Below are 26,272 nucleotides of genomic sequence, written 5' to 3'. Positions count from 1 at the left end.
AAGCATAACACCATGGGTGTCATCGTTTCGGATCGTCGCACACTGGTAGTGGGGCTCGGTAAAACCGGGCTCTCCTGCGTGCGCTATCTGTGCGAAAAAGGCCGGGATGTAGCGGTGGCCGACAGCCGTAGTGCGCCTCCCGGCCTGGACGAGCTCAGGGAAAACTGGCCGGAGTTGCCGCTGTATCTTGGCGACTTCGATGGCGAGCTGTTTGCCGGCTTTAACGAGCTGGTTGTAAGCCCGGGCATCAGTATTGCCGATCCCGCCATACTCCATGCTGCGGAAAAGGGGGCAGTGATACGCGGCGACATCGACCTGTTCGCCGAAGCTGCGGATGCACCCATTGTCGCTATTACCGGCTCCAATGGTAAAACCACGGTCACCACCCTGGTGGGGGAAATGGCCCGCGCGGCCAGTCGCCGGGTGGAAGTGGGCGGCAACATTGGCACGCCGGCGCTGGATCTTCTTGGACGCGGCGCGGACCTCTACGTGCTGGAGCTGTCGAGCTTCCAGCTGGAGACCACCCGTGAGCTCAACGCACTGGCGGCAACTGTTCTGAATGTCAGCGATGACCATATGGATCGCTACCCCACCAAGATGGAATATTTCCAGGCCAAACAGCGGATTTTCAATGGCTGCAAGACCGCAGTGGTGAATCTGGACGATGCTCTTAGCACGCCGATGGCGCGGGACAATCTCCGGTTCCTGTGTTTCGGTTTCCATCGGGTCAATCCGGATACGTTCAGCACCCGGGAGGATGACGAGGGAACATGGATTACCTTCGGATTCGACAACCTGTTACGGGCGGATGAGCTGGGCCTGATGGGCCGTCACAATCTCAGCAACGTGATGGCGGCCCTGGCACTGGGGCATGCCGCGGATCTGCCGATGGAAGTGATGCTGGAGACTGCTCGAAATTTCAGGGGGCTGCCTCATCGTTGTGAGTTTATCCGGCGGGTTGGCAAGGTGGATTACATCAATGATTCCAAGGGTACCAACGTGGGTGCCACCGTGGCCGCTATCGAAAGCCTCGTACCTGACGGTGGCAAAGTGATTCTGATAGCCGGTGGCGAGGGCAAGGGTGCCGATTTCTCACCGCTGGCGGAGCCTGTTGCAGCCCATTGCCGGGCCGTCGTGCTGATTGGCGCTGACGCAGGGGTTATTGCCGCTGCACTGGGCGATTCAACCCGGGTCGTTAACGCTTCCGGTATGGAAGAGGCGGTGCACACGGCTGCTGATCTGGCGGAGCCGGGAGACCGGGTGTTGCTGTCGCCGGCCTGTGCCAGTTTCGATATGTTCCGCGATTATAACGAGCGCGGAGACAGTTTCCGCAAACAGGTGGAGGGACTGTGATGCACGCTGACCTGTCACTGCCCGATCGCCAAAGCCTGTTTCGTGATCTGCGTCCGTTACCGTTGCTTGTTATCAGCTCCGCCGCATTGCTGGTGATGGGTATTGTCATGATCTCGTCGGCCTCCATGGATATGGCGGCCGAATCCATGGGTAACAGCTACCACTACGTGATCCGTCAGCTGCTGTTTGCCGGCATCGGCTGCGTGTGTGCCCTGATTGCGGTCAATGTGCCGATTTCCTGGTGGGAACGCAGCGGCTGGTTATTGCTGGGCATCGGGTTAATGTCGCTGTTGTTGGTACTGACGCCACTGGGGCTTACCGTTAACGGTTCCACCCGGTGGATTTCATTCGGCCTGTTCAATGTGCAGGTATCGGAGATTGCCAAGCTGTGTCTGATTGCCTACCTGGCGGGCTATGTGGTGCGCCGGCGGGACGAGTTGCTTAATACCTGGATCGGCTTCCTGAAACCGCTGGCCGTGCTTGGCGTGGCCTCCGTGCTTCTGGTTATCGAGCCGGATTTCGGGGCCACCGTTGTACTTGTTACTGCTGCAGCCGGCATGATCTTCCTCAGTGGTATTCGCCTCAGCCGGTTCATGCCGCTGATTGGCGTGCTGGTGGTTATGGGCGCGGTGCTCGTGTTTACCCAGCCGTACCGATTGAAGCGGGTTGTGAGTTACCTGGACCCGTGGAAGGACCAGTTCGATACCGGATACCAGCTGACCCAGTCCCTGATCGCTTTTGGTCGTGGCGACTGGGCCGGTACCGGCCTGGGTAATTCTGTTCAGAAACTGTTCTATCTGCCGGAAGCCCATACCGACTTTATCTTCGCAATTATCGCCGAGGAGTTCGGGTTGCTGGGGTCGCTCATCGTACTGGGCCTGTTCACGGTTCTGGTGGTCACGGGATTTGTGATTGCCAGAAGGGCCGAGAAAGCGGACATGCCGTTTGCCGCCTGTTTTTCTTATGGCATCACGCTGCTGATTGGTTTGCAGGCCAGTATCAATATGTCCGTCAGTACAGGGCTGCTGCCCACCAAGGGCCTGACACTGCCGCTTGTGAGCTATGGTGGTTCGAGCCTGATGATCACGGCAATCTGTATCGGAATACTGGCCCGGGTGGAAATGGAACGGATCGACCGCGAGAAAGTCGCCAGCGAGAACTCCCGTAAGCCAGCGGCCAGGGGAGGCGCAGTTTATGACTGACAAGCGGCGTTTCCTGATGATGGCTGGCGGTACCGGTGGCCATGTGTTCCCGGCCCTGGCAACTGCCAGGAAGCTCCAGGAAAAGGGCCATGAGGTTTTCTGGCTCGGCTCCAGGAGCGGTATGGAAGAGCGATTGATTGGCGACACCGACATACCGCTTTCGTTAATCCAGGTATCAGGCCTGCGGGGCAAGGGGCGGCTGGCTTTGGTGATGGCGCCTTTTCGTCTTATGCGGGCACTGGCGCAGGCATTTACCGTGCTCCGCACAATTCGCCCCCACTGCGTTATCGGTATGGGTGGCTTTGTGACCGGGCCCGGCGGAGTGGCCGCCTGGTTAACCAGGGCTCCCCTGGTCATTCATGAACAGAATGCCATTGCCGGTATGACCAACCGGATTCTGGTGCGCTTTGCCACCACAGTGCTGGAAGCCTTCCCCGGCAGTTTCGGTACGGACGTGGTAACCCGCTGTACCGGCAACCCGGTCAGGCAGGATCTGGCATCGCTGGCGGCGCCTGAGCAACGGATGTCGGGTCGCGCCGGAGCGCTCAGGTTACTGGTGGTGGGAGGCAGCCTTGGGGCCCGAGTTTTCAATGATACCGTCCCTGTAGCACTGGCGAAGATGCCTGAAGCCGAGCGCCCGACGGTTCGTCACCAGTGCGGTGAAAAGAACTTCGAAGAGGCCCGGGCAGCCTATGGCGAGCATGGTGTGGAAGCGTCCGTGGAACCTTTTATCAAGGACATGGCCGAGGCCTACGGCTGGGCGGACATTGTGCTGTGCCGGGCTGGTGCCCTGACGGTTTCCGAGCTCTGTGTTGCCGGCATCGGTGCGGTTCTGGTGCCGTTTCCCCATGCAGTGGATGATCACCAGACCAGAAATGCACAGCAAATGGTCAATGCCAGAGGCGCCATTCTGATTCCACAACCAAAGCTGTCACCCGAATTGCTGGCGGAAACCCTGGCCGACCTGGGAAAGAATCGCAGCCGGATACTTGATATGGCGGAGGCCGCAAAATCGCTGGCCCGCCCCGATGCAACGGAGAGAGTCGTGAATTACTGTCTGGAGGCCGCCAATGGCTGAGCCCACTAATCCCCCGCTGGTTTATCAGGTGCCCGAGATGCGCCGTATCCGCAATATCCACTTCGTCGGTATCGGTGGTGCCGGCATGAGCGGTATTGCTGAAGTGCTCAAGAACCAGGGTTACGAGGTTTCCGGCTCGGATATCCGCGAGGGTGCCGTGACTGATCGTCTGACGGCCATGGGTATCGAGGTGTTCATCGGACATCGTGCGGAGAACAGTGCCAGGGCAGACGTGGTGGTGGTTTCCTCTGCAGTGGCAGGAGATAACCCGGAAGTGGCCTCTGCCCGCAGCAGGCGCGTACCGATCGTACCCCGCGCCGAAATGCTGGCGGAGATCATGCGTTATCGTCACGGCATTGCCGTCGCCGGGACCCATGGTAAAACCACGACCACCAGCCTGATCGCCTCGATACTGGCAGAGGCGGGGCTGGACCCCACATTCGTGATCGGTGGCAAGCTCAACAGTGCCGGCACCAATGCCCAGCTGGGTGGGTCCCGCTATCTGGTGGCGGAGGCGGATGAAAGCGATGCGTCGTTCCTGCATCTGACCCCGGTTATTTCCGTGGTTACCAATATTGAAGCCGACCACATGGACACCTATGGCGGTGATGTCGGGCGCCTGAAGCAGACCTTTGTGGACTTTCTCCACAATCTGCCGTTTTACGGCGTTGCGGTCATGTGCGTGGATGATGACTACGTGCAGGAAATTATTCCGAGGATTTCCCGCGCCATCATCACCTATGCCATCGACAACCCCGATGCCGACTACCGGGCCGAGAATATCCAGTCCGACGGGCTCAGAACGCGCTTTACGGTTCGTCGTCCCGGAGGCCGCAGTGACCTGGATGTGGAGCTCAAGATGCCGGGCCGCCACAACGTATCGAACGCTCTTGCCGCGATAGCCGTTGCCACGGACGAGGGTGTGGACGATGCCGCCATCTGTCGGGGCCTTGCGGGCTTTGCCGGTGTTGGCCGCCGCTTCCAGGTATACGGCGACTACAAGACGCGCAAGGGCACCATCACGCTGATTGACGACTACGGCCACCATCCCACGGAAGTCGAGGCGGTGATTCGTGCCGCCCATGATGCCTGGCCGGGTCGCCGGCTGGTCATGCTGTACCAGCCCCACCGCTATACCCGGACCCGGGATCTTTACGAGGATTTCGTGCGGGTGCTGTCGGAAGTGGATGGCCTGTTGCTGATGGAGGTTTACTCCGCCGGTGAACCGGCAATCACCGGTGCCGATGGGCGGGCGTTGTGCCGCAGTATTCGCCAGCGCGGAAGTGTTGAGCCGGTATTCGTGGAAGACAATAACGAGATTGAAACCCTGCTTGCCAACAACCTTCGGGATGGCGACCTGCTGATTACACAGGGAGCGGGGGATATTGGTGGTGTTGCTGCCCGCCTGGCAGCAGCAGGAGTGATTGCAGATGAGTGATGTGAACCGGATGGATACACAGGGCTATCAGGCTGACCCGGAAACGCTCAGGGCGCTGGGGCGGGTAGCCGTCTTTATGGGTGGTGATTCCGCCGAGCGCGAGGTGTCCCTGAAAAGCGGTCAGGCCGTGCTGTCTGCCCTGTTGTCCGCCGGGGTGGAGGCCTATCCGGTGGATGTCCGTGGTTGCCTGCTGAAAACCGTGGAAGATCCCCAGTTTGACCGGGTATTCATTGCCCTGCACGGCCGTGGCGGAGAAGACGGCACCATCCAGGCAATCCTGTCACAGGCGGGTATTCCCTATACCGGCAGCGAGCTTCTGGCCTCGGCGCTGGCCATGGACAAGCTGCGGACCAAATACGTTTTTAAAGGCTGTGGTCTGCCCACGCCGAAATTCCGCGCCATGGGCTCGGTGGATGAGGCGGACAGCATTCTCCAGGAGCTGACCCTGCCGTTGAGCGTCAAGCCGTCGAGAGAAGGCTCAAGCATTGGTATCCGTAAGGTGGCGAGCCGTCAGGAACTGGTGGAAGCCTATGAGCAGGCCGCGGTTCTGGATCCGCTGGTTCTTGTTGAGGAGTGGGTTGAGGGGCCCGAATTCACGGTGAGCCTGTTGCAGGATCAGGCGCTGCCTGCCATTGGCCTGAGCACGGATCATGTGTTCTACGACTACGACGCCAAGTACCTGGCGGACGATACCCGTTACCAGATTCCCTGCGGGCTCGATCCGGACAGTGAACTGAAACTGCAACACCTGGCGCTGGAAGCGTTCAGGGTGCTGGGCTGCCGAACCTGGGGACGGGTAGACATCATGCAGGACCGGAAGGGAGATTTCTGGTTACTGGAAGTCAATACAGTGCCGGGAATGACGGATCACAGTCTGGTTCCCATGTCCGCCAGGGCGGCGGGCATCAGTTTTGAAGAATTGGTGGTGCGGATTCTCAAAGACACGCTGGAGGATGGCGATGCTTGAAAGGCTGCTGATCCGGAGTCGGGCGGTTCCGTCCGACCCTCCCAGGCGTAGCGGGGCAACTTCCGTAGGGCCTGAGCGGGACCGGTTTGGTTTGCTGAAAGCGATTCTGGCAGCGGCCCCCTGGGGCCAGGTAATGCTGGGAGCGCTCATTGTGCTGCTGGCAGCGATGGTGCCCTGGGGTACCAGCCAGGTTCTCAGCGCCATGGACCGGCAGGTGATGGCTATTGATGTCACCGGAACCCTGGTGGGTGAGAACCGGACGTCGCTGGAACGCAGTGTGGGTAAGTGGATCGGGCGGAGTTTTTTCGCCACCGATCTCTCGGACATCAAGGACAGTCTTGAGCAGCGCCCATGGGTGGAGTCCGCCGCGGTCAAACGCGTCTGGCCAGACCGTTTACAGGTCGAGATTCGCGAGAAGAAGCCGCTGGCTTACTGGAACAGCGATCAGTTGGTAAGCCGCAACGGCGAGCTGTTTTCACCGGGTAATCCGGAAGTGGCCGGAAAGCTGCCCCGGCTGGCGGGTCCCGACGAGCGGGTGAAAGAAGTGATCACCATGGCCCGCGGAATGGCCGATACGCTGTCGGGGCACAGCCTGGGATTTGCGGGACTGAGCCTGGAGCAGCGGGGTGCCTGGACCCTGACCATGGCCAATGGCATCGAAGTGGTGCTGGGAAGGGATCAGGTGGAGGAGCGCTTTGAAAGGTTTATTACGGTTTATCAGGAACGGCTGGCGTCACGGGCAGACGAAGTCAGCCGGGTGGATGCCCGCTACAGCAACGGCGTAGCGGTTCAGTGGAAGCCGGTAGAAACGGCCTCCCGGTCAAAATCATAGCAACGCTTAATTCAGACCTACGGTTTGGTGGAATACATGTCATCGGTTGAAACGGAAAACATGATTGTCGGCCTCGATATCGGAACCTCGAAAGTGGTCGCGATTGTCGGCAAGCGAAAAATGGACGGGACCATTGAAGTGGTGGGTATCGGTTCCAATCCGTCCCGCGGGCTCAAGCGTGGCGTGGTGGTCAATATCGAAACCACGGTCCAGGCGATACAGCGTGCGGTGGAGGAAGCAGAGCTGATGGCCGGCTGCCGGATTCATTCGGTGTATGCAGGGATTGCCGGCAGCCACATCAAGAGCCTGAACTCCCATGGCATTGTCGCCATCCGTGACCGTGAGGTGACCCAGGCGGATATCGACCGGGTGATTGACGCAGCGCAGGCGGTGGCCATTCCGGCAGACCAGAAGATCCTCCACATACTGCCCCAGGAGTTTGTGATCGACAGCCAGGAAGGCATCAAGGAGCCCATGGGCATGTCTGGCGTACGCCTGGAGGCCAAGGTGCACCTGGTGACCTGTGCGGTGAATGCTGCACAGAACATCGAAAAGTGCGTGAAGCGCTGCGGCCTGGAAGTGGATGACATCATCCTGGAACAGCTGGCGTCGAGCCATGCCATCCTCACCGAGGATGAAAAAGAGCTGGGTGTGTGCGTGGTGGACATTGGCGGCGGAACCACGGATATCGCGGTGTTTACCGGCGGCGCCATCCGTCATACCGCGGTGATTCCCATTGCCGGTGACCAGGTGACCAATGACATTGCCATGGCTCTGCGAACGCCCACGCAGAATGCCGAGGAAATCAAGATCAAGTATGCCTGCGCCCTGACACAGCTGGCCGGTGCGGACGAAACCATCAAGGTGCCCAGCGTGGGCGACCGGGCCCCGCGGGACCTGTCGCGCCAGGCCCTGGCTGAAGTGGTGGAGCCCCGCTATGAGGAGCTGTTCACCCTGGTGCAGTCAGAACTGCGCCGCTCGGGATTTGAAGACCTGATCCCGGCGGGCGTTGTAATAACCGGCGGCTCCTCAACCATGGAAGGCGTGGTGGAGCTGGCCGAGGAAATCTTCCACATGCCGGTAAGGCTTGCCTGTCCGCAGGCGGTCTCCGGCATGACGGAGGTGGTCAACAACCCGATCTACGCCACGGGCGTGGGGTTGTTGATTCATGGCTTCCGCCAGATGGATCTGGGGCGGGCGCCGGCGCTTAAGGGTGAAGACGCACCCACGCTGTTTGAGCGCATGAAAGCCTGGTTCACCGGTCATTTCTGACGGTGGGTCGGGAGAAGTAAGACACGAAGGTATCTCGAAAATCATAATCTCGAAAAATCAGTCTGGAAAAGGCTGATAAACAGCACGAAGGAGTAGGGGAATGTTTGAACTCGTCGATAATGTCCAGCAGAACGCTGTCATTAAAGTAGTGGGTGTTGGCGGTGGTGGCGGCAATGCCGTTCGTCACATGCTCAACAGTGATATTGAAGGTGTGGAATTCATCTGCGCCAATACCGATGCCCAGGCCCTGACGGACCTGGATGCACGACAGATCATCCAGCTCGGTGGCAACATCACCAAGGGCCTGGGTGCCGGTGCCAACCCGGAAGTGGGGCGCCAGTCCGCCCTGGAAGATCGCGACCGCATCGCCGAGGCCCTGAAAGGCGCCGATATGGTGTTCATTACCGCCGGCATGGGTGGCGGAACCGGCACCGGTGCTGCTCCCGTGGTTGCGGAAGTCGCCCGTGAGCTGGGCATCCTGACCGTTGCCGTGGTCACCAAGCCGTTCATGTTTGAGGGCGGCAAGCGCATGAGCGTGGCAGATGCCGGCCTCAGGGAGCTGGAAGAAACCGTTGACTCGCTGATCACCATCCCCAACGAGAAGTTGCTGGCGGTGATGGGCAAGAAAACCAGCCTGCTGGACGCGTTCGCCTCGGCCAACGATGTTCTGCTGGGTGCGGTACAGGGTATTGCCGACCTGATTACCCGTAACGGCATGATCAACGTCGACTTTGCCGACGTGAAGACCGTCATGTCAGAGATGGGCAATGCGATGATGGGTACCGCTCGTGCCACCGGCGAAAACCGGGCCCGCGAAGCGGCAGAAGCGGCGGTACGCAGCCCGCTGCTGGAAGACATCAACCTGCAGGGCGCCAAGGGCATCCTGGTCAACATTACTGCGGGTATGGACCTTAACCTGGGCGAATTCTCCGAGGTTGGCGATATTGTCCGCGAATTTGCATCCGATTCCGCCACCGTGGTCGTAGGTACGGTGATCGATCCGGAAATGACTGACGAACTCAAGGTAACGGTGGTTGCCACCGGCCTTGGTGGCGATCGCGAAAAGCCAACCAAGGTGGTGGACAACACCCGCAGCCTTGATGGCACAACAGATTATAACCAGCTTGATCGTCCCGCCGTATTGCGCCGCAGGGCGGTAGCTCATGGCAACGTGGCGATCGATCAGAGCAAGGACAGCGAAGAGCAGGGCGTGGACTATCTCGATATTCCCGCATTCCTTCGTCGTCAGGCTGACTGATAATCTGTTGCAAGTGCGTTCAGTAGTGGAACCATTTTCGCTGATTGACGTGTGCTGACTATCAAACCGGCCCTGCGCCGGAGGCCAGTCGTGGAGTTACGAAGCGTTACGATTGGTTAAATGGTATTCAGTATCAACTTCTGGTATTCTCCGGGCAGATTTTTTGCCCCGATTATATCGAATTTATGTGACGGAAATATGTACCGATGATCAGACAACGGACACTCAAAAACACCATCCGTGCTACCGGTGTTGGCCTGCACTCAGGTGAAAAGGTTTACCTGACCCTGAAGCCGGCTCCGGTAGAGACGGGTATCGTATTCCGCCGCACCGATCTCGACCCGGTTGTCGAAATCCGTGCCTGTGCGGAGAACGTGGGTGAGACCATGCTTTCCACGACACTGCTGAAAGACGGTGTCCGGGTTGCAACAGTAGAGCATTTGTTGTCAGCCATGGCTGGTCTCGGGATTGATAACTGCTTCGTCGAACTCAGTGCCGCGGAAGTGCCCATCATGGACGGCTCTGCCGGTCCTTTTGTGTTTCTTCTGCAGTCTGCCGGTATTGCCGAGCAGGACGCGGCCAAGCGATTCATCCGCATCAAGCGCGAAGTTACGGTTGAGGAAGGCGACAAGAAGGCGACCCTGCTGCCATTTGAAGGCTTCAAGGTCAGCTTCGGCATCGACTTTGATCACCCGGTGTTCAAGGGGCGCGCCCAGACTGCGACCGTTGACTTCTCCAGCACGTCTTTCGTGAAGGAAGTCAGCCGCGCAAGGACTTTCGGGTTCATGCGTGACATCGAGAAGCTGCGGGCGATGAACCTGGCGCTGGGCGGAAGCGTGGATAACGCCATCGTCGTTGATGACTACAAGATCCTCAACGAAGACGGGCTGCGCTACGACGATGAGTTCGTCAAGCACAAGTTGCTGGATGCCATCGGTGACCTGTACCAGTTGGGCAACAGTCTGATTGGCGAGTTCCGTGGTATCAAATCCGGCCACGATCTGAACAACAAGCTGTTGCGCAAGCTCAGGGCGGAAGAGGATGCGTGGGAAGTGGTAACCTTCGATGACGAGGCCGCTGCCCCGATATCCTATATGAAACCTGTGCTGGCGGCGGGCTGAGGCAGGACGCCTTAATCCCGGACGTGGCTTGCGAGTTTTTCGAGAACCTCGCGTAATTGTTTGTCCTTCGTGTGCCCGGCTTCCTCTTTGAGGAGCCGGGCATTTTCGTTACTCAGGGGCGTCATTTTCATCCTGGGCCGTTCGCTGAACCTCGGTGGGGCGACCTTCACTTTCAGTTTCCAGACGAAGCGGAAAAGCTCCTGCCTGCGTAGCTCTTCCATGATCTCGTGCTGCCGGAAGCGGATCTGGCTTGCGGTTGTGGCAGTCTCGGCGGATAGAATCAGTTCGCCCTCTTTGCAGCTTACGAACCGCGTTCCTTTGGCAAGGCTCTCGGGCAGCGCTGCGACGACCAGTTCCTCGGCCCTGGCATGATGCTGGGCTTTCGCCATAAGCTCCCGCAGGGTTGAGGCCCTGGAAAAGCTGTCCGGTGTCAATTCGAGGTCGGTTTTCTTCTTCATGGCAATCAGTAGTTCTCGACGACAACGGTTACGATTGGTTACACTTCGGCACGGTTAATAGGCAGGGCCTGTATTACACTCGTTTTACATTGTCTGGCGCGTGTATGTCCATGGGTGACTGCCATTTTATTAAATGTAGTCGTTGCAACGGATAGCACGTGCGTTTTCGGACACGGTCTATGCTGTCGAGGATTGATTAGTCGGAGAGGAGCTCCGCAATCTGGCAAAGGATGCCCCGGCAGGCCCAGTCAGAACACTCGGGATGCAACACTACAGGATCAGGTTGCACCCCCCATGAAACCAGAAGACGATATGAACATTATCCTTGTTGGCAAGCGACATGGGAAATCCCGCACGGTTTCAATTAATGCTCCGGTTGCCGCCGGTCTGGTGTTGTTTGTAGTCGCAATGTTGGTTTTGGCAGGCTGGTCCGGTTACCAGGTGGCCGTCAGCCAGGTTGAACCGGCAGAGCCTGCGGAGTCCGAGCTGGTTGCGCAATGGCGTGAAAAACTCGACCAGCAAAAGGGCGAGCTCACACAGATCGAGCAGAATGTTCAGCAGCAAGTGGATGCCCTGACGCTTCGCCTGGGTGAAATGCAGGGCCGCCTGCTTCGCCTGGATGCCCTTGGGCAGCGCTTTGTGGAATCCGGCCTGGTAGCCAGTGACGAGTTCGACTTCAATCAGCCAGCCGCTGTGGGTGGTCCCGAAGACAATCTGGATGGGGATTCCTATACCGCACCTGAGCTCACCAGCATGATCGACCAGCTTGCAAAGCGCATTGAAGACCGGGAGCAGCAGCTTCGCATGCTGGACATGGTCACCTCGCGCCAGAAGCTTGAGAAAGAGCGTTACGTGCAAGGCCGGCCGATTACCTGGGGCTGGCTGTCTTCCAAGTACGGATACCGTTCCGATCCGTTCACTGGCAAACGTACCTGGCATGCCGGCGTGGATCTCGCTGGCAAGGAAGGCAGCGATATCATATCCGTTGCCGGTGGCGTGGTCACCTACGCGGACGAACGGTATGGCTATGGCAACCTGGTGGAAGTGGACCATGGTGATGGCCTGGTGACCCGCTACGCTCACGCCAAGACCATCAAGGTCGATGTAGGCGATGTTGTCCAGAAGGGGCAGGTTCTTGCGCTGATGGGCAGCACAGGGCGTTCCACCGGGCCTCACGTGCATTTCGAAGTCATTCGTAACGGCAAGTCAGAAAACCCGGAAACCTATATCAAACGCGCCAGCCGCTAAGCGGCCTGTCGGGCGCCCGAGGTGGCGTCTGACTTTTTCCTGTCGCCACGGGCCAGGCATCCTTTTTTCAATCTTTTCAGCGTTGTGACAGGCTTCTGTGAGGCCTGACTTTTGTACTGCTGCGAAATAAGGTTAGAATGCCGGCTTCCTCCGTTTAATCAAAGAAGCAGTGGTCTATGTTCACAAAGCTTGCAACCAAGATGTTCGGCAGTAAGAACGCCAGAGAAATCAAGCGAATGCGCAAAACCGTGTCGCGCATTAACGAACTTGAAGAGCAGTATGGCAATTTGTCGGATACCGAGTTGCAGGGCAAGACCGCGGAATTCCGTCGCCGTTATGATGAAGGCGAAAGCCTCGATGCATTGCTTCCGGAAGCGTTTGCCACTACCCGGGAGGCGAGCCGGCGCGTCATGGGAATGCGCCACTATGACGTGCAGATGATCGGTGGTATCACGCTTCATGAGGGCCGGATTTCAGAAATGAAAACCGGTGAGGGTAAAACCCTGGTGGCCACACTTGCCGTCTACCTCAATGCACTGACCGGGAAAGGCGTTCACCTGGTGACGGTAAACGATTACCTGGCCCGCCGCGACGCCGAGTGGATGGGCAAGCTGTATCGCTTTCTTGGTCTCCAGGTGGGTGTAGTGGTTGCCGGTCAACCCCGGGAAGAGAAGCGCGCTGCCTATCAGGCCGATATTACCTACGGCACCAATAACGAGTTCGGTTTTGATTATCTGCGGGACAACATGGCCTTCAGTACCGACGACAAGGTGCAGCGCGGTCTGCACTTTGCCATCGTCGACGAAGTGGATTCCATCCTGATTGACGAAGCCCGTACACCGCTGATCATCTCCGGCGCAGCTGAAGACAGCTCAAAGCTCTATAAAGCCATCAATGAACTCGTACCGAGCCTGGAGCAGGGTGAGGTCAGTGAAGAGGGTGAGCCCAGTGGTGACTTCATCATCGATGAGAAATCCCGTCAGGCCGAGTTGACCGAAGGCGGTCACGAGAAGGTAGAGGAACTGCTCCTGGAGCGGGGTCTGCTGAAGGAAGGTGAGAGTCTCTATTCCGCTGCCAACCTGTCACTGCTGCACCATGTTCATTCCGCCCTCAGGGCTCACCATCTGTTCCAGAAGGATGTGGACTATATCGTCCAGGGTGACCAGGTCGTCATTGTTGACGAGCACACCGGCCGTACCATGCCCGGCCGTCGCTGGAGCGAGGGCCTGCATCAGGCCATTGAGGCCAAGGAGGGTGTTCGTATCCAGGCGGAGAGCCAGACCCTGGCCTCCACCACATTCCAGAACTATTTCCGCCTCTACGACAAGCTGGCGGGTATGACCGGCACTGCCGATACGGAAGCGTTCGAGTTCCGTCAGATCTACGGCCTGGACGTGGTGGTTATTCCTCCCAACAAGCCAATCCAGCGGATTGACTACAACGATCTGATCTATCTGACGCAGGAGGAGAAGTTCCACGCGATTATCGATGAGATCAAGGATGTCACTGCCGAAGGGCGGCCGATCCTGGTGGGTACAGCCTCCATTGAAGCCTCCGAGCTGTTGTCCATGCTGCTTAAAAAGGCCCGGATTGACCACAAGATCCTCAACGCCAAGCAGCATGAAAGTGAAGCTCATATTATCGCCCAGGCCGGTCGCCCCGGCGCCGTCACCATTGCCACCAATATGGCGGGCCGTGGTACCGACATTGTGCTGGGCGGTAACTGGGAGTTTGAAGTGGCGGGTATGGATAACCCGACGGAAGAGGAAGTGGCCCGTATCAAGGCGGAATGGACCGAGCGCCACAACCAGGTACTGGAGGCCGGCGGCCTGCACATTATCGGTACCGAGCGCCACGAGTCCCGTCGTATCGACAATCAGCTCCGTGGTCGTGCCGGCCGCCAGGGTGACCCGGGCTCATCGCGCTTCTTCCTGTCCCTGGAAGATAACCTGATGCGGATCTTCGCTCCGGACCGGGTAAAGAGCCTGATGCAGGCCATGGGGATGAAGAAGGGCGAGGCCATCGAACACCGTATGGTTACCAACGCCATCGAAAAATCCCAGCGCAAGGTGGAAGGTCGCAACTTTGACATGCGTAAAACCCTGCTGGAATACGATGATGTTGCCAACGACCAGCGTACCGTTATCTATGATCAGCGTAACGAGGTCATGTCTTCAGAAGACATTTCCGACATGGTCAAGACCATCCGTGAAGATGTGGTCGACGCGCTGATCAGTGAGTTTATTCCGCCGCAGAGCATGCCCGAGCAATGGGACATAACCGGCCTTGAAAACCAGCTGCAGTCGGAAATGGCCATTAACCTGCCAGTCCAGAAGTGGCTGGATGAAGACAGCAAGCTGTTTGAGGAAAACCTCCGCCAGCGGATTCTGGACGAAATTGTTGCTGCCTACGAAGCCAAGGAAGAAATTGCCGGCGCCGAATCCATGCGCAAGTTCGAGAAACAGGTATTCCTGCAGGTTCTGGATACCTTGTGGAAGGAACACCTGTCGAACATGGACCATCTGCGCCGTGGTATCCACCTGCGGGGTTATGCCCAGAAGAACCCGAAACAGGAATACAAGCGCGAAGCCTTCAATCTGTTTGAAACCATGCTGGAAACCATGAAGCGGGATGTGGTGAGGGTGCTTTCCCATGTGCGCGTGCAGAGCCGTGAAGAAATGGAAGAAGTTGAGCGCCGTCGCAAGGAAGAGCTGGAGCGCGAGCTGGCCCAGGCACGGCTGCGCCACGATGAAACCAGCGCCACCGGCCAGAAGCCGGATGAAAATGCCGGTTCCGCCGGAGCGCAGCCACAGGGTACCCCGGAAACTTTCGTGCGACAGGACCGTAAAGTGGGGCGCAACGAGCCTTGTCCTTGCGGGTCTGGCAAGAAATACAAACAGTGTTGCGGAAAGGTCAGCTGATTCCCGGTACTGACCAGTAGAATGAGACCCGCACCCTGATCCGATCAGGCTGCGGGTTTTTCGTTTGGAGCATGACAAGAGGAGAGTGAAAATGGCAGTTGGTCCAGGAACCTTGCCGACATTTTTTCCGGTTGCCGGTGTGAAGCTGGGCATCGGGAGCGCCGGTATCAAGAAGCCGGGCAGAAAGGATCTGGTGGTCATCGAGCTGGCCCCGGGCAGCCGCGTGGCCGGTATTTTCACCCGCAACCAGTTCTGTGCCGCTCCGGTTCATATCGCCCGACGCCATCTCGCCAGTGACGCACCTCGCTACCTGTTGATCAACACCGGCAATGCCAATGCCGGCACCGGCGCGCAGGGTATGAAAGATGCCCAGGCCTGTTGCCAGGCACTGGCGGATCTTGCTGGTGTGGCCGCCGGGGCAATACTGCCGTTTTCCACCGGTGTGATTGGCGAGCCTCTGCCGGTCAGCAAGATTGCGGATGCGTTGCCACAGGCGCTGGCGGATGTGTCCGAATCCCACTGGGCCGAGGCTGCAACCGGGATCATGACGACGGATACCCGGCCAAAAGGGGCAACACGGCAGATCCAGCTCGATGGCCATAGGGTCTCGATTTCCGGTATCAGCAAGGGCGCTGGCATGATCCGCCCTAACATGGCGACCATGCTGGGCTTTATTGCCACCGACGCGCATATTGCACCAGAGGTGTTGTCGTCGCTGGCTTCAGAGCTGGGTGAGAAGTCCTTCAACCGGATTACCATCGACGGCGATACCTCTACCAACGATGCCTGCATGCTCATTGCCAGTGGCCAGTATGGTGGCCCCGAGATCAATTTCGACAGCCCGTGCCTGCCAGAGCTGAGAGCCGCGCTGCAGGAGGTGTTCCTGGAACTGGCCCATGCCATTGTTCGCGATGGCGAGGGTGCCACCAAGTTTGTCACCATCGAGGTCAGCCGCGCCCGTTCGGTTCAGGAGGCCCTGGACGTTGCCTACACCGTTGCTCACTCCCCCCTGGTAAAGACGGCTCTATTTGCATCCGACCCCAACTGGGGCCGGATCCTGGCGGCTGTGGGGCGTGCCGGAGTGGAGGAGCTGGATCTGGATGCCCTGGAAATCTGGCTGGGTGATGTTTGTCTAGTGCGAAACGGTGGCCGGGCAGAGGACTACAGCGAATCCCGTGGGCAGGCCGTGATGGATGGCGAGGAAATCACCATTCATATTGATCTCCGGCGGGGCGAAGTCATGGAACGGGTGTGGACCTGCGACTTCTCACATGACTATGTCACCATCAATGCCGAATATCGCACCTGATGACCACGATTCGGGAAATACACGTTGCGGTGGGCACTATATTCCGCAGCGGGAAAGTGTTGATCGCCCGTCGTCCGGAACATGTTCACCAGGGTGGGCTGCTGGAGTTTCCCGGTGGCAAGGTTGAAGCCGATGAAACGGTTCAACAGGCCCTGGTCAGGGAAATCCTGGAAGAAACCGGTTTGCGGATCGCGGCGGATGACCTGGAACCGGTCATTGAGGTTCGCCACGACTACGGTGACAAGCGGGTGTATCTGGATGTGTGGCGAGCGTTGTCGGCGGATGGTGAAGCGCATGGGCGCGAAGGTCAAGAAATACGCTGGCTTGATGTCAGCGAGTTGAACGATGCGGATTTTCCGGTTGCCAACCGTCCGATCATCCGTGCCCTGAGACTGCCAGACCATTATGCCATCACCGGTTCCGCACAAAGCGAGGATGCATTCGTTGACCGGTTCCTGGCAGGTATGAGCCAGGCCGGCCCTGATCTGTGCCTGCTTCGTGCGCCCGGGTTGAACGAAGAGGCTTACGCCCGGCGGGCGCAATGGGCGCTGGAGCAATGCAATGGCCGTCATTCCAGGCTTATGTTGCACGGTGCACCTTCGCTGCTCGGGCGTTTCCCCGAGGCTTGTGGCCTGCATCTGCCCTGGGCTGAAGCACGCCAGCTATCTGCGCGCCCATGCTCTGGCGATTACCTGCTGGCGGTTTCCTGTCACACCGCCGAAGAGATAGCCCATGCGGAGCAGTTGCAGGCCGATTTTATTACCCTGGGCCCGGTAAAACCCACGCCTTCCCACCCTGGCGTATCAGGCATGGGCTGGCGCTGTTTCAGAGAACTGGTTGCAGGCGCAACGGTCCCCGTTTATGCACTCGGCGGGCTCGGTCTGGCGGATGTTTCCAAAGCTAGGAGCACCGGTGCCCAGGGGGTTGCCGGCATCAGTTTCTGGTGGCCGGGCAACTGATATTGATCAGGCCGCAGAGGATGTGCCCTCTGGTATGATAGATACACTTCGATCCATCCGACATTCCCTGGAGAGTCTGTGAGCAAACTGACGCATCTCGATGAAAAAGGCGCCGCACGAATGGTGGACGTGACGTCCAAGGCGGTTACCGAGCGTGAGGCCAGAGCGGAAGCTTTGATCAGGATGGCGCCTGAAACCCTCGCCATGATCGTCGAGGGGCAGCACCCCAAGGGCGACGTGCTGGCTGTCGCCCGGGTGGCTGGCATTATGGCGGCGAAGAAAACCCACGACCTGATTCCGCTTTGCCATGCATTGAATCTGACATCGGTAAAGGTAGAGCTGACGCCCGGGGATGACGGTGCATCGGTACATATTGCAACGCTGTGCAAGCTCTCGGGGCAGACGGGCGTGGAAATGGAAGCTCTGACCGCTGCCAGTGTGGCCGCACTGACCCTTTATGACATGTGCAAGGCCGTTGACCGCGGCATGGTGGTGGACAATATTCGTCTGTTGGAAAAGAAAGGTGGTCGCAGTGGTCACTGGTCTGCTCCGGGCTCCGGTTCGTAAGTCCTGTATACATCAGCATTGCGGGAGGAGTGACCGTGCAGAGACTACGCCAGGACGGTGGCCACGTGATAGAATGCGCGGCCCGATTGACTGAACCACGAGGAAACACTGTGGCCGTTCGTTACATTCAGACATGCCGGTTGCCTACCCCTTTCGGCGTTTTCGACATGCATGGCTTCGAGGAGCCTGATACCGGAAAGGAGCATGTGGCGCTGACGTTGGGCGACCTTGGCAGCCCCGAGCCCATGCTGGCGCGTACCCACTCCGAATGTCTGACTGGCGATGCCCTTTACAGCATGCGGTGTGATTGCGGCTACCAGCTCGAGGAGGCCCTGCGCAGCATCGCCCGGGAAGGCCGGGGCATACTGATGTATCTGCGCCAGGAAGGGCGGGGTATTGGCCTGCTGAACAAGATTCGTGCCTACAATCTGCAGGATCAGGGCGCCGACACCGTTGAAGCCAATGAGCAGCTCGGCTTCGCGGCTGATCTGCGTGACTACAGTATGTGCCGGGACATGCTGGAGCATCTGGGGATCAGCAGTCTCAGGCTGATGACCAACAACCCCCGCAAGGTGGATGCTCTCACAGAGCTCGGGATCGAGATTGCCGAGCGTGTGCCCTTGCACGTGGGGCGCAATCCCCACAACGAACACTACCTGAATACCAAGCAGAGCAAGCTTGGGCACTGGTTCGAGACCCATCAGGACGACGATCCCGCCCTCTGACCTTCTGACAGTACCCGCTTACCGTTTATTTCACCGCCTTGAGTGACAGGTTGTATTTCATTCGCTCCAGGCGGCCTTCAATGGTTCGTTGAATGCCCTGGGCATCCAGCCCGCAGGAAGACAGCAGCTCGCCGTGCTTGCCATGATCAATAAAGGTGTCCGGAAGGCCGATTTGCAATACCGGCTGGCTGACATCGTGGCTGTTGAGGAATTCCGTCACGGCGCTGCCGGCGCCGCCCGCAATGGCGTTTTCCTCAATGGTTACCAGCAGATCGTGCTGTTCTGCCAGTGACAGGATGAGGTTTTCATCCAGGGGCTTCACAAAGCGCATATCCGCCACCGTCGCCCCCAGGGCTTCCGCAGCTTCCAGCGCCGGTGCCAGCAGTGTTCCGAAATTCAGAATGGCAATCCCTGCGCCTTCCCTGACCCTGCGGCCCTTGCCGATTGGCAGGGGAGCGAGTTCGCTGATGATCTCCGCCCCAGGCCCGGTTCCCCGGGGATAGCGCACCGCCGCAGGCCCGTCGTAAAGCATGCCGGTGTGCAGCAGTTGGCGGGTTTCGTTTTCATCCGACGGTGCCATCACAATCATGTTGGGGATGCAACGCAGATAGCTGATGTCGAAAGCACCTGCGTGGGTGGGGCCGTCTTCACCCACGAGGCCTGCGCGATCGATGGCAAACAGGACATCCAGGTTCTGTATGGCTACATCGTGAATCAGCTGGTCATAGGCCCGCTGCAGGAAGGTTGAATAGATCGCGACAACCGGCTTGGCGCCGTCACAGGCGAGGCCGGCCGCCAGGGTGACGGAGTGCTGCTCGGCAATGGCCACATCGAAATACCGGTCGGGAAAACGTTGAGAAAACGCCAGCAGGTCCGAGCCTTCGCACATGGCAGGGGTGATACCCACAACGCGTTCATCGGCTGCCGCAGCATCACACAGCCACTGGCCAAAAACATTGGCGTACTTGGGCTTCGACGGCTTGGGTACTACCGGCTCCGGCTTGCTGGGAGGTACCGGCTCGATCTTGTTGATGGCGTGGTAACCAATGGGGTCGGCTTCGGCTGGCGCGAACCCTTTGCCCTTGGTGGTTACAACGTGGAGGAACTGCGGGCCGTCCAGTTCGCGGATATTCTCCAGGGTTTCTACCAGTAAAGGCAGGTCATGGCCGTCGATGGGGCCGATGTAGTTGAAACCGAGCTCCTCGAACAGGGTTCCCGGGGCAATCATGCCCTTGAAGTGTTCTTCGGTCTTGCGGGCCAGTGCCATAAGGTGGGGTGCGCCCTGAAGCACCCGCTTGCTGCTGTCCCTGACCTGGTTGTAGGTGCGGCTGGCCAGAAGCTTGGCAAAGTAATTCGACAGCCCGCCCACATTGCGGGAGATGGACATGTCATTGTCATTGAGAATAACCAGCATGTCGGCATGGAGATGGCCGGCGTGATTCAGCGCCTCAAAGGCCATACCCGCGGTCATGGCTCCATCGCCGATAACCGCAATGCTTTTGCGGCCGGTGCCCTGCATGCGGGAAGCGATGGCCATTCCAAGGGCAGCACTGATCGATGTGCTGGAATGCCCTACACCAAAGGTGTCGTATTCGCTTTCTGCCCGTTTCGGGAAGCCCGCGAGGCCGCCCTTGCGACGAATGCTGTTCATACGCTCGCGGCGGCCGGTAAGAATCTTGTGTGGGTAGGCCTGGTGCCCTACATCCCACACCAGTCGGTCTTCCGGCGTGTTGAAAACGTAGTGCAGGGCAACGGTCAGTTCCAGAACCCCCAGGCCGGCACCAAAGTGCCCTCCGGTTTGCCCTACCGACCACAGCAGGAATGCACGCAGCTCCCGCGCCAGCTGGGTCAGCTGGTCGTCCGCCAGCTCTCTCAGCTGTGCGGGAGTATCAACCCTGTCCAGCAACGGCGTATTGGGCCGTTTTGACGGGATTTCCTTGAAAGTATATGTGTCCTGCATCTGCTCGGGTCTTTTCCGGATGTTTCAAAAAATGTGGGTTCTATTATAGGGGATGAAGGGACCCGGTTTCATACTGATTGGGCCATTCAGTTCCACTCAGTCCTTCACGGTCAGTGTGCATCCCAGCACCGTCGTGGATCAATGGGTACGGGCCACCACGTAACCGGCCATTTCCCGGAGCATGTCGCCTTCCGTGCCGAACCCGTCCAGGCTGGCCAGTGCCGAGTCCAGCAGTCGTGCCAGGTAGTCCCTGGCGCCTGTGGTGCCCAGCAATGAAGGGTAGGTGGGCTTTGCCCGGGCCATGTCCGAGCCCTGGGGTTTTCCGATGACCGTGGTGTCACCTTCGATATCCAGCAGGTCATCCTGGACCTGGAATGCAAGCCCGAGGGTTTGTGAATAAATGGTAAGCGCTGCCAGCTGGTCGTCGCTCACATCCGGCGCGGTCAAGGCGCCCATGCGCACACTGGCGGCAATCAGGGCGCCTGTCTTGTGGCGATGCATCGTTTCCAGCTGGTCGATGGTCAGGCGTTTGCCAACCGACTCCAGGTCAATAGCCTGTCCGCCCACCATGCCCAGGTGCCCGCTGGCAGTGGCCAGTTCCCGGATCATGGCCAGCCGGACCTGATCGTCAAGGCCGGGGGCGTCCGCCAGCCAGCCGAACGCCAGGGTCTGCAGGGCATCGCCTGCGAGAATGGCAGTGGCCTCGTCAAAGGCAATATGGGTTGTGGCCCGGCCCCGGCGCAGCTCATCATCGTCCATGGCCGGCAGGTCATCGTGAATCAGTGAATAGGCATGGATCAGCTCCAGGGTGCACGCCGGAATGATCGCGCTGTCTGCCGGCTGGCCCACTGCAATTGCGGAGGCCATGCAAAGGGCAGGGCGAATGCGTTTGCCGCCGCCCAGTACGCTGTATCGCATGGCTTGCTGAAGGCGCTCGGATCCGCTGCCGGCGCCTGAGAGCTGGCGCTCGAGTTCCGTGTCTGTCCGGTTGCGGCAATGTTCGAGAAATGTCTCCAGACGGGTGTTCTCAGTTGACATCAGGCAGATTCGTCCGGGTTGAAGGGCCTTGTCTGGAGTGTGCCGTCGCTGTTTTCGACCAGTTGTTCCACTCTCTGTTCCGCGGTCTTGAGTGCCTGTTGGCATTCCCGTGTCAGCTTTACGCCCCGTTCGAACGCTGTCAGTGATTGCTCCAGGGACAGTTCGCCCTGTTCCAGGTCACGGACCAGTTTTTCCAGTTCATCCAGGGACTTTTCAAAGTCGGCGATGGACGCCGTGCTTTTTTCACCGGCCATACAGGGCCTCCGGTTGCTTCGCGGAATTTCGCGGATTATATCAAAGCTTCAGGCCCGCCGCTGCCAGCAGAACTCCCTGGCGTCCTCCTTTTTGCCCTCCGGGCCCCAAACCTGCTCGGTGACGCGGATTTCACCGCGGGCACTGACGGTGACGATGGTGGTCGCGCGGGTACCGTAATCGCTGCCGATGATAAACGGTGACGAGAGAAACCGCTCGAATTCCCGGCTGACGCCGGTATCCGGCAATTCATGGTCCGGCGCCGGGGTGGTGTCCTGCAGGCGCCCAATAAGGCGTTGATGGAGTTCACCGGTATGATTTGAATCAGCGCTCTCAAGCAGGCTGGTGACCGAGTTCCTCAGCCTGAGCAGCTTGGGCCAGGGAGTTTGCAGTAAATGATTGCTGAGGCCGTAGGTGCCGCGGTGAACCTGGCGTCCGGGGTGAGCATCCCGGTTGCTGAAATACCAGCCGTGCTGTGTGTCCAGGCTGACCAGGTTGAACCCGGAGTAAAGGCCCTTGTGTTCCTGAAGGCGCGGTTCAAGCGCAGTACTGTCTTCGGCAAGGGCCATCAGCGGGAGCTCGCCCCGGGAGTGGGTGCCGGGCATCTGGGAGCCTTCCCGCACGTTGGTAACGGCGGAAACCTGCCCGCGGGAGTCAACGGCGAGCCAGGTTCCACCGGAGAGCAGATCCCGACCGGCAAGCACTTCCCTCCCGGCGGTTTCACTGTTCCACCAGTCCATGGCGGCGGTAGGGCGCCGGAAAAATTCGTCGCGGTTTGCAGCCACCACCAGAGGAAAGTCAGAGTGCTGTCGCAGGGAGAAAACTATCAGGCACATGAGACGGGCTCATCCTTCGCGAGTGAACAAAGATGCATCGGTGTGTATCATACCAGCCTGTTTTGATCTCTGGGTGTGGCTGAGTATGACCCTGATTGCGGTAATTGGTCTCTATCTGGCGCTGGGTGCCCTGGCGGGCACCATGGCTGGACTGTTTGGTATCGGTGGCGGGCTGGTGATTGTGCCGGTGCTGATCTTCAGTTTTGGTCTGCAGGGGATCAGTAGTGAAATCGCGGTACATCTGGCGGTGGGCACCTCCCTGGCCACCATTGTATTCACCTCGGTCAGTTCCATTCGCTCCCATCACCTGCACCAGGCTGTGCGCTGGGATGTTTTTCGGCCCATGACCCTGGGTATCGTCATCGGGGCGATACTCGGAGCCTGGACAGCGTCGATTCTCACCGGCGATGCGCTGGAACTGATTATCGGTGTGTTTGTCATCCTGGTGGCGCTGAAGATGCTGCTGGAGGTTAATCCGAAGCCGGGTCGTGATGTGCCCGGTACCGCCGGGCTAGGCGTGGCAGGGGCCGGTATTGGCTGGGCGTCGGCCATATTCGGGATCGGTGGCGGCACACTGACGGTTCCTTTCCTGAGTTGGTGTAATGTGAAAATGCAGCAGGCTGTGGGAACCTCGGCGGCCTGTGGTCTGCCCATTGCCGTTGCCGGTGCGCTGGCCAACATCGGTACCGGCTGGCAGAACCCTCACCTGCCCGAGCTCAGCGTGGGGTTTATCTATCTGCCGGCATTGCTGGGTATTGTCCTGACCAGCGTGTTGTTCGCCCGGGTTGGTGCCAACCTGGCTCACCGCCTTGATGCGGCGTTACTCAAAAAAATATTTGCCATGGTTCTGATCGTGGTGGGTATCCGTTTTCTGTTATGACCTGAGGGGTTATTGATGCTCCAGCATCCGCAAATTGACCCGGTGGCAATTTCCATCGGGCCTTTGAAAGTACACTGGTATGGCCTGACCTATCTGGTCGGATTTCTTGTGGGCTGGTGGCTGGGGCGCATCCGCGCCCGTAAACCCTGGTCGCCAATCACCGAAACACAGATGGGTGACATGCTTTTCTACATCGCCCTTGGCGTGATTCTGGGCGGGCGCTTCGGTTATGTGCTGTTCTACAACTTTGGCTCCTTTGCGGCCGACCCGCTGATGCTCTTGCGGGTCTGGGAAGGCGGCATGTCCTTCCACGGTGGTCTGTTGGGCGTGATGTTTGCCATCTGGTGGTTTGGCCGCAAGGTGGACCGCACTTTCTGGCAGATCGCGGATTTCGTCGCACCGCTGGTGCCTGTCGGCCTTGGCGCCGGCCGAATCGGCAACTTCATCAACGGCGAGCTCTGGGGCAAGCCCACGGATGTACCCTGGGGCATGGTGTTCCGCACGGCTCCGGATGCCCTGGCGCGGCACCCGTCCCAGCTTTACCAGTTCGCCCTGGAAGGCGTGCTGTTCTTCATCATCCTGTGGTGGTTCTCCTCAAAGCCCAGGCCCCGCATGGCGGTGTCCGGCCTGTTCCTGATGTGTTACGGCATCTTCCGTTTCCTGGTGGAGTTTGTACGCCAGCCAGACCCCCAGTTGGGCTACCTGGCTTTTGACTGGCTGACCATGGGGCAGGTGTTATCATTCCCGATGATCCTGGCGGGTGCCGGACTGATTGTTTTTGCTTACCGGAGAAACGCTGAATGAAAGCCTATCTCGACCTGATGAAAGACGTGGTGGACAACGGCATGGACCGCGGCGACCGCACCGGCGTTGGTACCCGTTCGGTCTTCGGCCGCCAGATCCGCTTCGACCTGCAGGAAGGGTTTCCTCTGGTCACCACCAAGAAGGTCCACCTGCGCAGCATCATCCAGGAGTTGCTGTGGTTCCTCCAGGGCTCCACTGACAACAACTGGCTCAAGGAACGTAAGGTGTCCATATGGAATGAATGGGCGCTGGAGAACGGTGACCTCGGTCCCATCTACGGCAAACAGTGGCGCAGCTGGCAATGCCCGGATGGAAGCACCGTCGACCAGATCAGCGACCTGATCGACCAGATCCGTAACAAGCCCAACTCCCGACGGCTGATTGTCTCTGCCTGGAACCCGGCGGAACTCCCGGACGAATCCATCGGCCCCCAGGATAACGTCCGCCAGGGGCGAATGGCGCTGGCTCCCTGTCACTGCCTGTTCCAGTTCTATGTGGCCGACGGCAAGCTTTCCTGCCAGCTCTACCAGCGCAGCGCCGACCTGTTCCTGGGTGTGCCGTTCAACATTGCCTCCTATGCACTGCTGACCCACATGATCGCCCAGCAGTGCGATCTGGACGTTGGTGAGTTTGTCCATACGTTCGGTGACTGCCACCTCTACCAGAACCACCTGACCGACGATATCGTATTCGAGCAGCTGAAGCGCGAGCCCCGGCCGTTGCCAAAGCTGGTCATCAAGCGGAAGCCTTCATCAATCTTTGAATACGAACTGGAAGACTTCGAGTTTGACGGGTATGACCCGTATCCCGGCATTAAGGCGCCTATTGCCATTTAAGTAGCCTCTGGCCTGGGCTCGCCCGGAACTTTGGGGGCTGCAGGGCAGTGGGAGGGGGCTGCCGAAAAACGCTACGAGCACATCCATGTGCGCTTGGGCTCCGCCATCCATGGCTCCGCACATTTTCGGCAGCCCCCTCCCACTGCCCTGCGGTCGACCTGTCGAGTTCGCTTACCGGGAGGCTCTGGTCAGGTCGGTGGTGTTTACACTGAGAAAAATTTAGAAGTGCATTGTTCGCAGTATATTTTTGGCCGGCTGAATCCATGGCCGAATCGCAAGAGGGCGGGATAACCTGTCCAAAAATGTGCGGAGCCATGGATGGCGGAGCCCAAGCCGCGCATGGATGCCTCGAGGCGTTTTTTGGACAGGTTATCCCGCCCTCTTGCAGCCCCCGAGATAAAAAGCTGGCAACTCCAGAATAAGAGGTCTACCGATGAGAAAAGCGTTAATAGTGGCCATGTCCCAGAACCGGGTCATCGGCCGGAACAACAAGCTGCCGTGGTATCTGCCAGGGGATCTGAAGTACTTCAAGCAGGCCACCATGGGCAAGCCTATCATCATGGGGCGGAAAACCTGGGACTCCATTGGCCGGCCATTGCCCGGACGGATGAACGTGGTGATTTCCCGGAATCCGGAATGGGAAGCGCCTGCTGGGACCGTGGCTGCAAAGTCACTGGAAGAAGCGCTGGTGAAAGCCGAAGCTCAGGCCGAAATCGAGGGTGGAGATGAGGTGATGATCATCGGTGGCGGGCAGATTTATGCCGAAGCCCTGCCGATGGTGGACCGGATCTACATCACCCAGGTACACGCTGATGTGGAAGGCGACGCCTATTTTCCGGAGGTAAACTGGGATGAGTGGGAGGAAATCGGACGGGAGGATTTCTCCGCGTCCGACAACAACCCGTATGACTACAGCTTTGTAGTCTATCAGCGCCTGAATCAGTCGTGAGCGACTAGC

At 58.9% G+C, this 26,272-nt stretch carries 24 protein-coding genes; 19 read left to right on the top strand and 5 right to left on the bottom strand.

What is annotated here, in order from left to right:
- Nucleotides 1-12: 12 nt before the first annotated feature.
- From murD to lpxC, 9 genes are all read left to right on the top strand, one after another.
- A complete protein-coding gene (murD, locus tag HLUCCO03_RS15100; protein ID WP_027831054.1) occupies nucleotides 13-1,353 on the top strand; it encodes a UDP-N-acetylmuramoyl-L-alanine--D-glutamate ligase in 1,341 nt (446 codons plus the stop codon).
- A complete protein-coding gene (ftsW, locus tag HLUCCO03_RS15095; protein ID WP_027831055.1) occupies nucleotides 1,353-2,555 on the top strand; it encodes a putative lipid II flippase FtsW in 1,203 nt (400 codons plus the stop codon). Before murD ends, ftsW begins: the two co-directional genes overlap by 1 nt.
- On the top strand, nucleotides 2,548-3,633 hold the full coding sequence (gene murG, locus HLUCCO03_RS15090; RefSeq protein WP_027831056.1) for an undecaprenyldiphospho-muramoylpentapeptide beta-N-acetylglucosaminyltransferase: 1,086 nt from the start codon (nucleotides 2,548-2,550) through the stop codon (nucleotides 3,631-3,633). The genes ftsW and murG overlap by 8 nt, the downstream gene beginning before the upstream one ends.
- Nucleotides 3,626-5,071: a UDP-N-acetylmuramate--L-alanine ligase gene (murC, locus tag HLUCCO03_RS15085; RefSeq protein ID WP_027831057.1), complete on the top strand. Its 1,446-nt coding sequence runs from the start codon at nucleotides 3,626-3,628 to the stop codon at nucleotides 5,069-5,071. The genes murG and murC overlap by 8 nt, the downstream gene beginning before the upstream one ends.
- Nucleotides 5,064-6,038: a D-alanine--D-alanine ligase gene (locus HLUCCO03_RS15080; RefSeq protein WP_027831058.1), complete on the top strand. Its 975-nt coding sequence runs from the start codon at nucleotides 5,064-5,066 to the stop codon at nucleotides 6,036-6,038. Before murC ends, HLUCCO03_RS15080 begins: the two co-directional genes overlap by 8 nt.
- A complete protein-coding gene (locus tag HLUCCO03_RS15075) occupies nucleotides 6,031-6,870 on the top strand; it encodes a cell division protein FtsQ/DivIB (protein ID WP_027831059.1) in 840 nt (279 codons plus the stop codon). Before HLUCCO03_RS15080 ends, HLUCCO03_RS15075 begins: the two co-directional genes overlap by 8 nt.
- Before the next feature lie 36 nt (nucleotides 6,871-6,906).
- Nucleotides 6,907-8,142: a cell division protein FtsA gene (gene ftsA / locus HLUCCO03_RS15070; RefSeq protein WP_027831060.1), complete on the top strand. Its 1,236-nt coding sequence runs from the start codon at nucleotides 6,907-6,909 to the stop codon at nucleotides 8,140-8,142.
- Nucleotides 8,143-8,242: 100 nt separating this feature from the next.
- Nucleotides 8,243-9,400, top strand: a complete 1,158-nt coding sequence (gene ftsZ, locus HLUCCO03_RS15065) for a cell division protein FtsZ (protein WP_027831061.1) — start codon at nucleotides 8,243-8,245, stop codon at nucleotides 9,398-9,400.
- A gap of 206 nt (nucleotides 9,401-9,606) precedes the next feature.
- Nucleotides 9,607-10,521, top strand: coding sequence for a UDP-3-O-acyl-N-acetylglucosamine deacetylase (gene lpxC / locus HLUCCO03_RS15060; protein WP_027831062.1), 915 nt, complete (start codon nucleotides 9,607-9,609; stop codon nucleotides 10,519-10,521).
- Nucleotides 10,522-10,532: 11 nt separating this feature from the next.
- Here lpxC and HLUCCO03_RS15055 read toward each other — a convergent pair whose 3' ends face one another.
- Nucleotides 10,533-10,979 carry a DciA family protein gene (locus tag HLUCCO03_RS15055; RefSeq protein WP_027831063.1) on the bottom strand — a complete coding sequence of 149 codons (447 nt, stop codon included), beginning with the start codon at nucleotides 10,977-10,979 and terminating at the stop codon, nucleotides 10,533-10,535.
- Between the two features lie 294 nt (nucleotides 10,980-11,273).
- Between HLUCCO03_RS15055 and HLUCCO03_RS15050 the strand changes: the two genes are divergently transcribed.
- The 6 genes from HLUCCO03_RS15050 to ribA all read left to right on the top strand — a co-directional run bounded on the left by HLUCCO03_RS15050 (nucleotide 11,274) and on the right by ribA (nucleotide 18,708).
- The gene (locus tag HLUCCO03_RS15050) at nucleotides 11,274-12,227 is read left to right on the top strand and encodes a M23 family metallopeptidase (RefSeq protein WP_027831064.1); all 954 of its coding nucleotides are present in this window, start codon (nucleotides 11,274-11,276) and stop codon (nucleotides 12,225-12,227) included.
- 176 nt (nucleotides 12,228-12,403) lie between these two features.
- A complete protein-coding gene (gene secA, locus HLUCCO03_RS15045) occupies nucleotides 12,404-15,148 on the top strand; it encodes a preprotein translocase subunit SecA (RefSeq protein WP_027831065.1) in 2,745 nt (914 codons plus the stop codon).
- 91 nt (nucleotides 15,149-15,239) lie between these two features.
- On the top strand, nucleotides 15,240-16,457 hold the full coding sequence (gene argJ, locus HLUCCO03_RS15040; RefSeq protein WP_027831066.1) for a bifunctional glutamate N-acetyltransferase/amino-acid acetyltransferase ArgJ: 1,218 nt from the start codon (nucleotides 15,240-15,242) through the stop codon (nucleotides 16,455-16,457).
- Nucleotides 16,457-17,416 carry a Nudix family hydrolase gene (locus HLUCCO03_RS15035; RefSeq protein ID WP_197025642.1) on the top strand — a complete coding sequence of 320 codons (960 nt, stop codon included), beginning with the start codon at nucleotides 16,457-16,459 and terminating at the stop codon, nucleotides 17,414-17,416. The genes argJ and HLUCCO03_RS15035 overlap by 1 nt, the downstream gene beginning before the upstream one ends.
- Nucleotides 17,417-17,494: 78 nt before the next feature.
- Complete coding sequence (moaC, locus tag HLUCCO03_RS15030) at nucleotides 17,495-17,983, top strand: cyclic pyranopterin monophosphate synthase MoaC (protein ID WP_027831068.1); 489 nt, start codon at nucleotides 17,495-17,497, stop codon at nucleotides 17,981-17,983.
- Between the two features lie 110 nt (nucleotides 17,984-18,093).
- The gene (gene ribA / locus HLUCCO03_RS15025) at nucleotides 18,094-18,708 is read left to right on the top strand and encodes a GTP cyclohydrolase II (RefSeq protein WP_027831069.1); all 615 of its coding nucleotides are present in this window, start codon (nucleotides 18,094-18,096) and stop codon (nucleotides 18,706-18,708) included.
- A 25-nt stretch (nucleotides 18,709-18,733) separates the two neighbouring features.
- Here the strand turns inward: ribA and dxs are convergent, their stop codons facing one another.
- The 4 genes from dxs to HLUCCO03_RS15005 all read right to left on the bottom strand — a co-directional run bounded on the left by dxs (nucleotide 18,734) and on the right by HLUCCO03_RS15005 (nucleotide 22,794).
- Nucleotides 18,734-20,668: a 1-deoxy-D-xylulose-5-phosphate synthase gene (gene dxs, locus HLUCCO03_RS15020; protein ID WP_027831070.1), complete on the bottom strand. Its 1,935-nt coding sequence runs from the start codon at nucleotides 20,666-20,668 to the stop codon at nucleotides 18,734-18,736.
- A gap of 138 nt (nucleotides 20,669-20,806) precedes the next feature.
- The gene (locus tag HLUCCO03_RS15015; RefSeq protein WP_027831071.1) at nucleotides 20,807-21,706 is read right to left on the bottom strand and encodes a polyprenyl synthetase family protein; all 900 of its coding nucleotides are present in this window, start codon (nucleotides 21,704-21,706) and stop codon (nucleotides 20,807-20,809) included.
- Entirely contained in the window at nucleotides 21,706-21,960 is a 255-nt protein-coding gene (locus HLUCCO03_RS15010) for an exodeoxyribonuclease VII small subunit (protein ID WP_027831072.1), read from the bottom strand. Before HLUCCO03_RS15010 ends, HLUCCO03_RS15015 begins: the two co-directional genes overlap by 1 nt.
- Nucleotides 21,961-22,008: 48 nt before the next feature.
- Nucleotides 22,009-22,794 carry an NRDE family protein gene (locus tag HLUCCO03_RS15005; protein ID WP_027831073.1) on the bottom strand — a complete coding sequence of 262 codons (786 nt, stop codon included), beginning with the start codon at nucleotides 22,792-22,794 and terminating at the stop codon, nucleotides 22,009-22,011.
- Nucleotides 22,795-22,879: 85 nt separating this feature from the next.
- Between HLUCCO03_RS15005 and HLUCCO03_RS15000 the strand changes: the two genes are divergently transcribed.
- From HLUCCO03_RS15000 to HLUCCO03_RS14985, 4 genes are all read left to right on the top strand, one after another.
- A complete protein-coding gene (locus HLUCCO03_RS15000) occupies nucleotides 22,880-23,674 on the top strand; it encodes a sulfite exporter TauE/SafE family protein (protein ID WP_027831074.1) in 795 nt (264 codons plus the stop codon).
- Nucleotides 23,675-23,689: 15 nt separating this feature from the next.
- Nucleotides 23,690-24,478 carry a prolipoprotein diacylglyceryl transferase gene (lgt, locus tag HLUCCO03_RS14995; RefSeq protein WP_027831075.1) on the top strand — a complete coding sequence of 263 codons (789 nt, stop codon included), beginning with the start codon at nucleotides 23,690-23,692 and terminating at the stop codon, nucleotides 24,476-24,478.
- Nucleotides 24,475-25,314, top strand: a complete 840-nt coding sequence (locus HLUCCO03_RS14990; protein ID WP_027831076.1) for a thymidylate synthase — start codon at nucleotides 24,475-24,477, stop codon at nucleotides 25,312-25,314. Before lgt ends, HLUCCO03_RS14990 begins: the two co-directional genes overlap by 4 nt.
- 433 nt (nucleotides 25,315-25,747) lie before the next feature.
- Nucleotides 25,748-26,263 carry a dihydrofolate reductase gene (locus HLUCCO03_RS14985; protein ID WP_036197289.1) on the top strand — a complete coding sequence of 172 codons (516 nt, stop codon included), beginning with the start codon at nucleotides 25,748-25,750 and terminating at the stop codon, nucleotides 26,261-26,263.
- The last annotated feature ends 9 nt before the right edge of the window (nucleotides 26,264-26,272 follow it).

The sequence above is a fragment of the Marinobacter sp. HL-58 genome (assembly GCF_001314605.1).
Classification (GTDB): Bacteria; Pseudomonadota; Gammaproteobacteria; order Pseudomonadales; family Oleiphilaceae; genus Marinobacter.
This window is presented reverse-complemented; position numbering and strand designations above follow the sequence as displayed.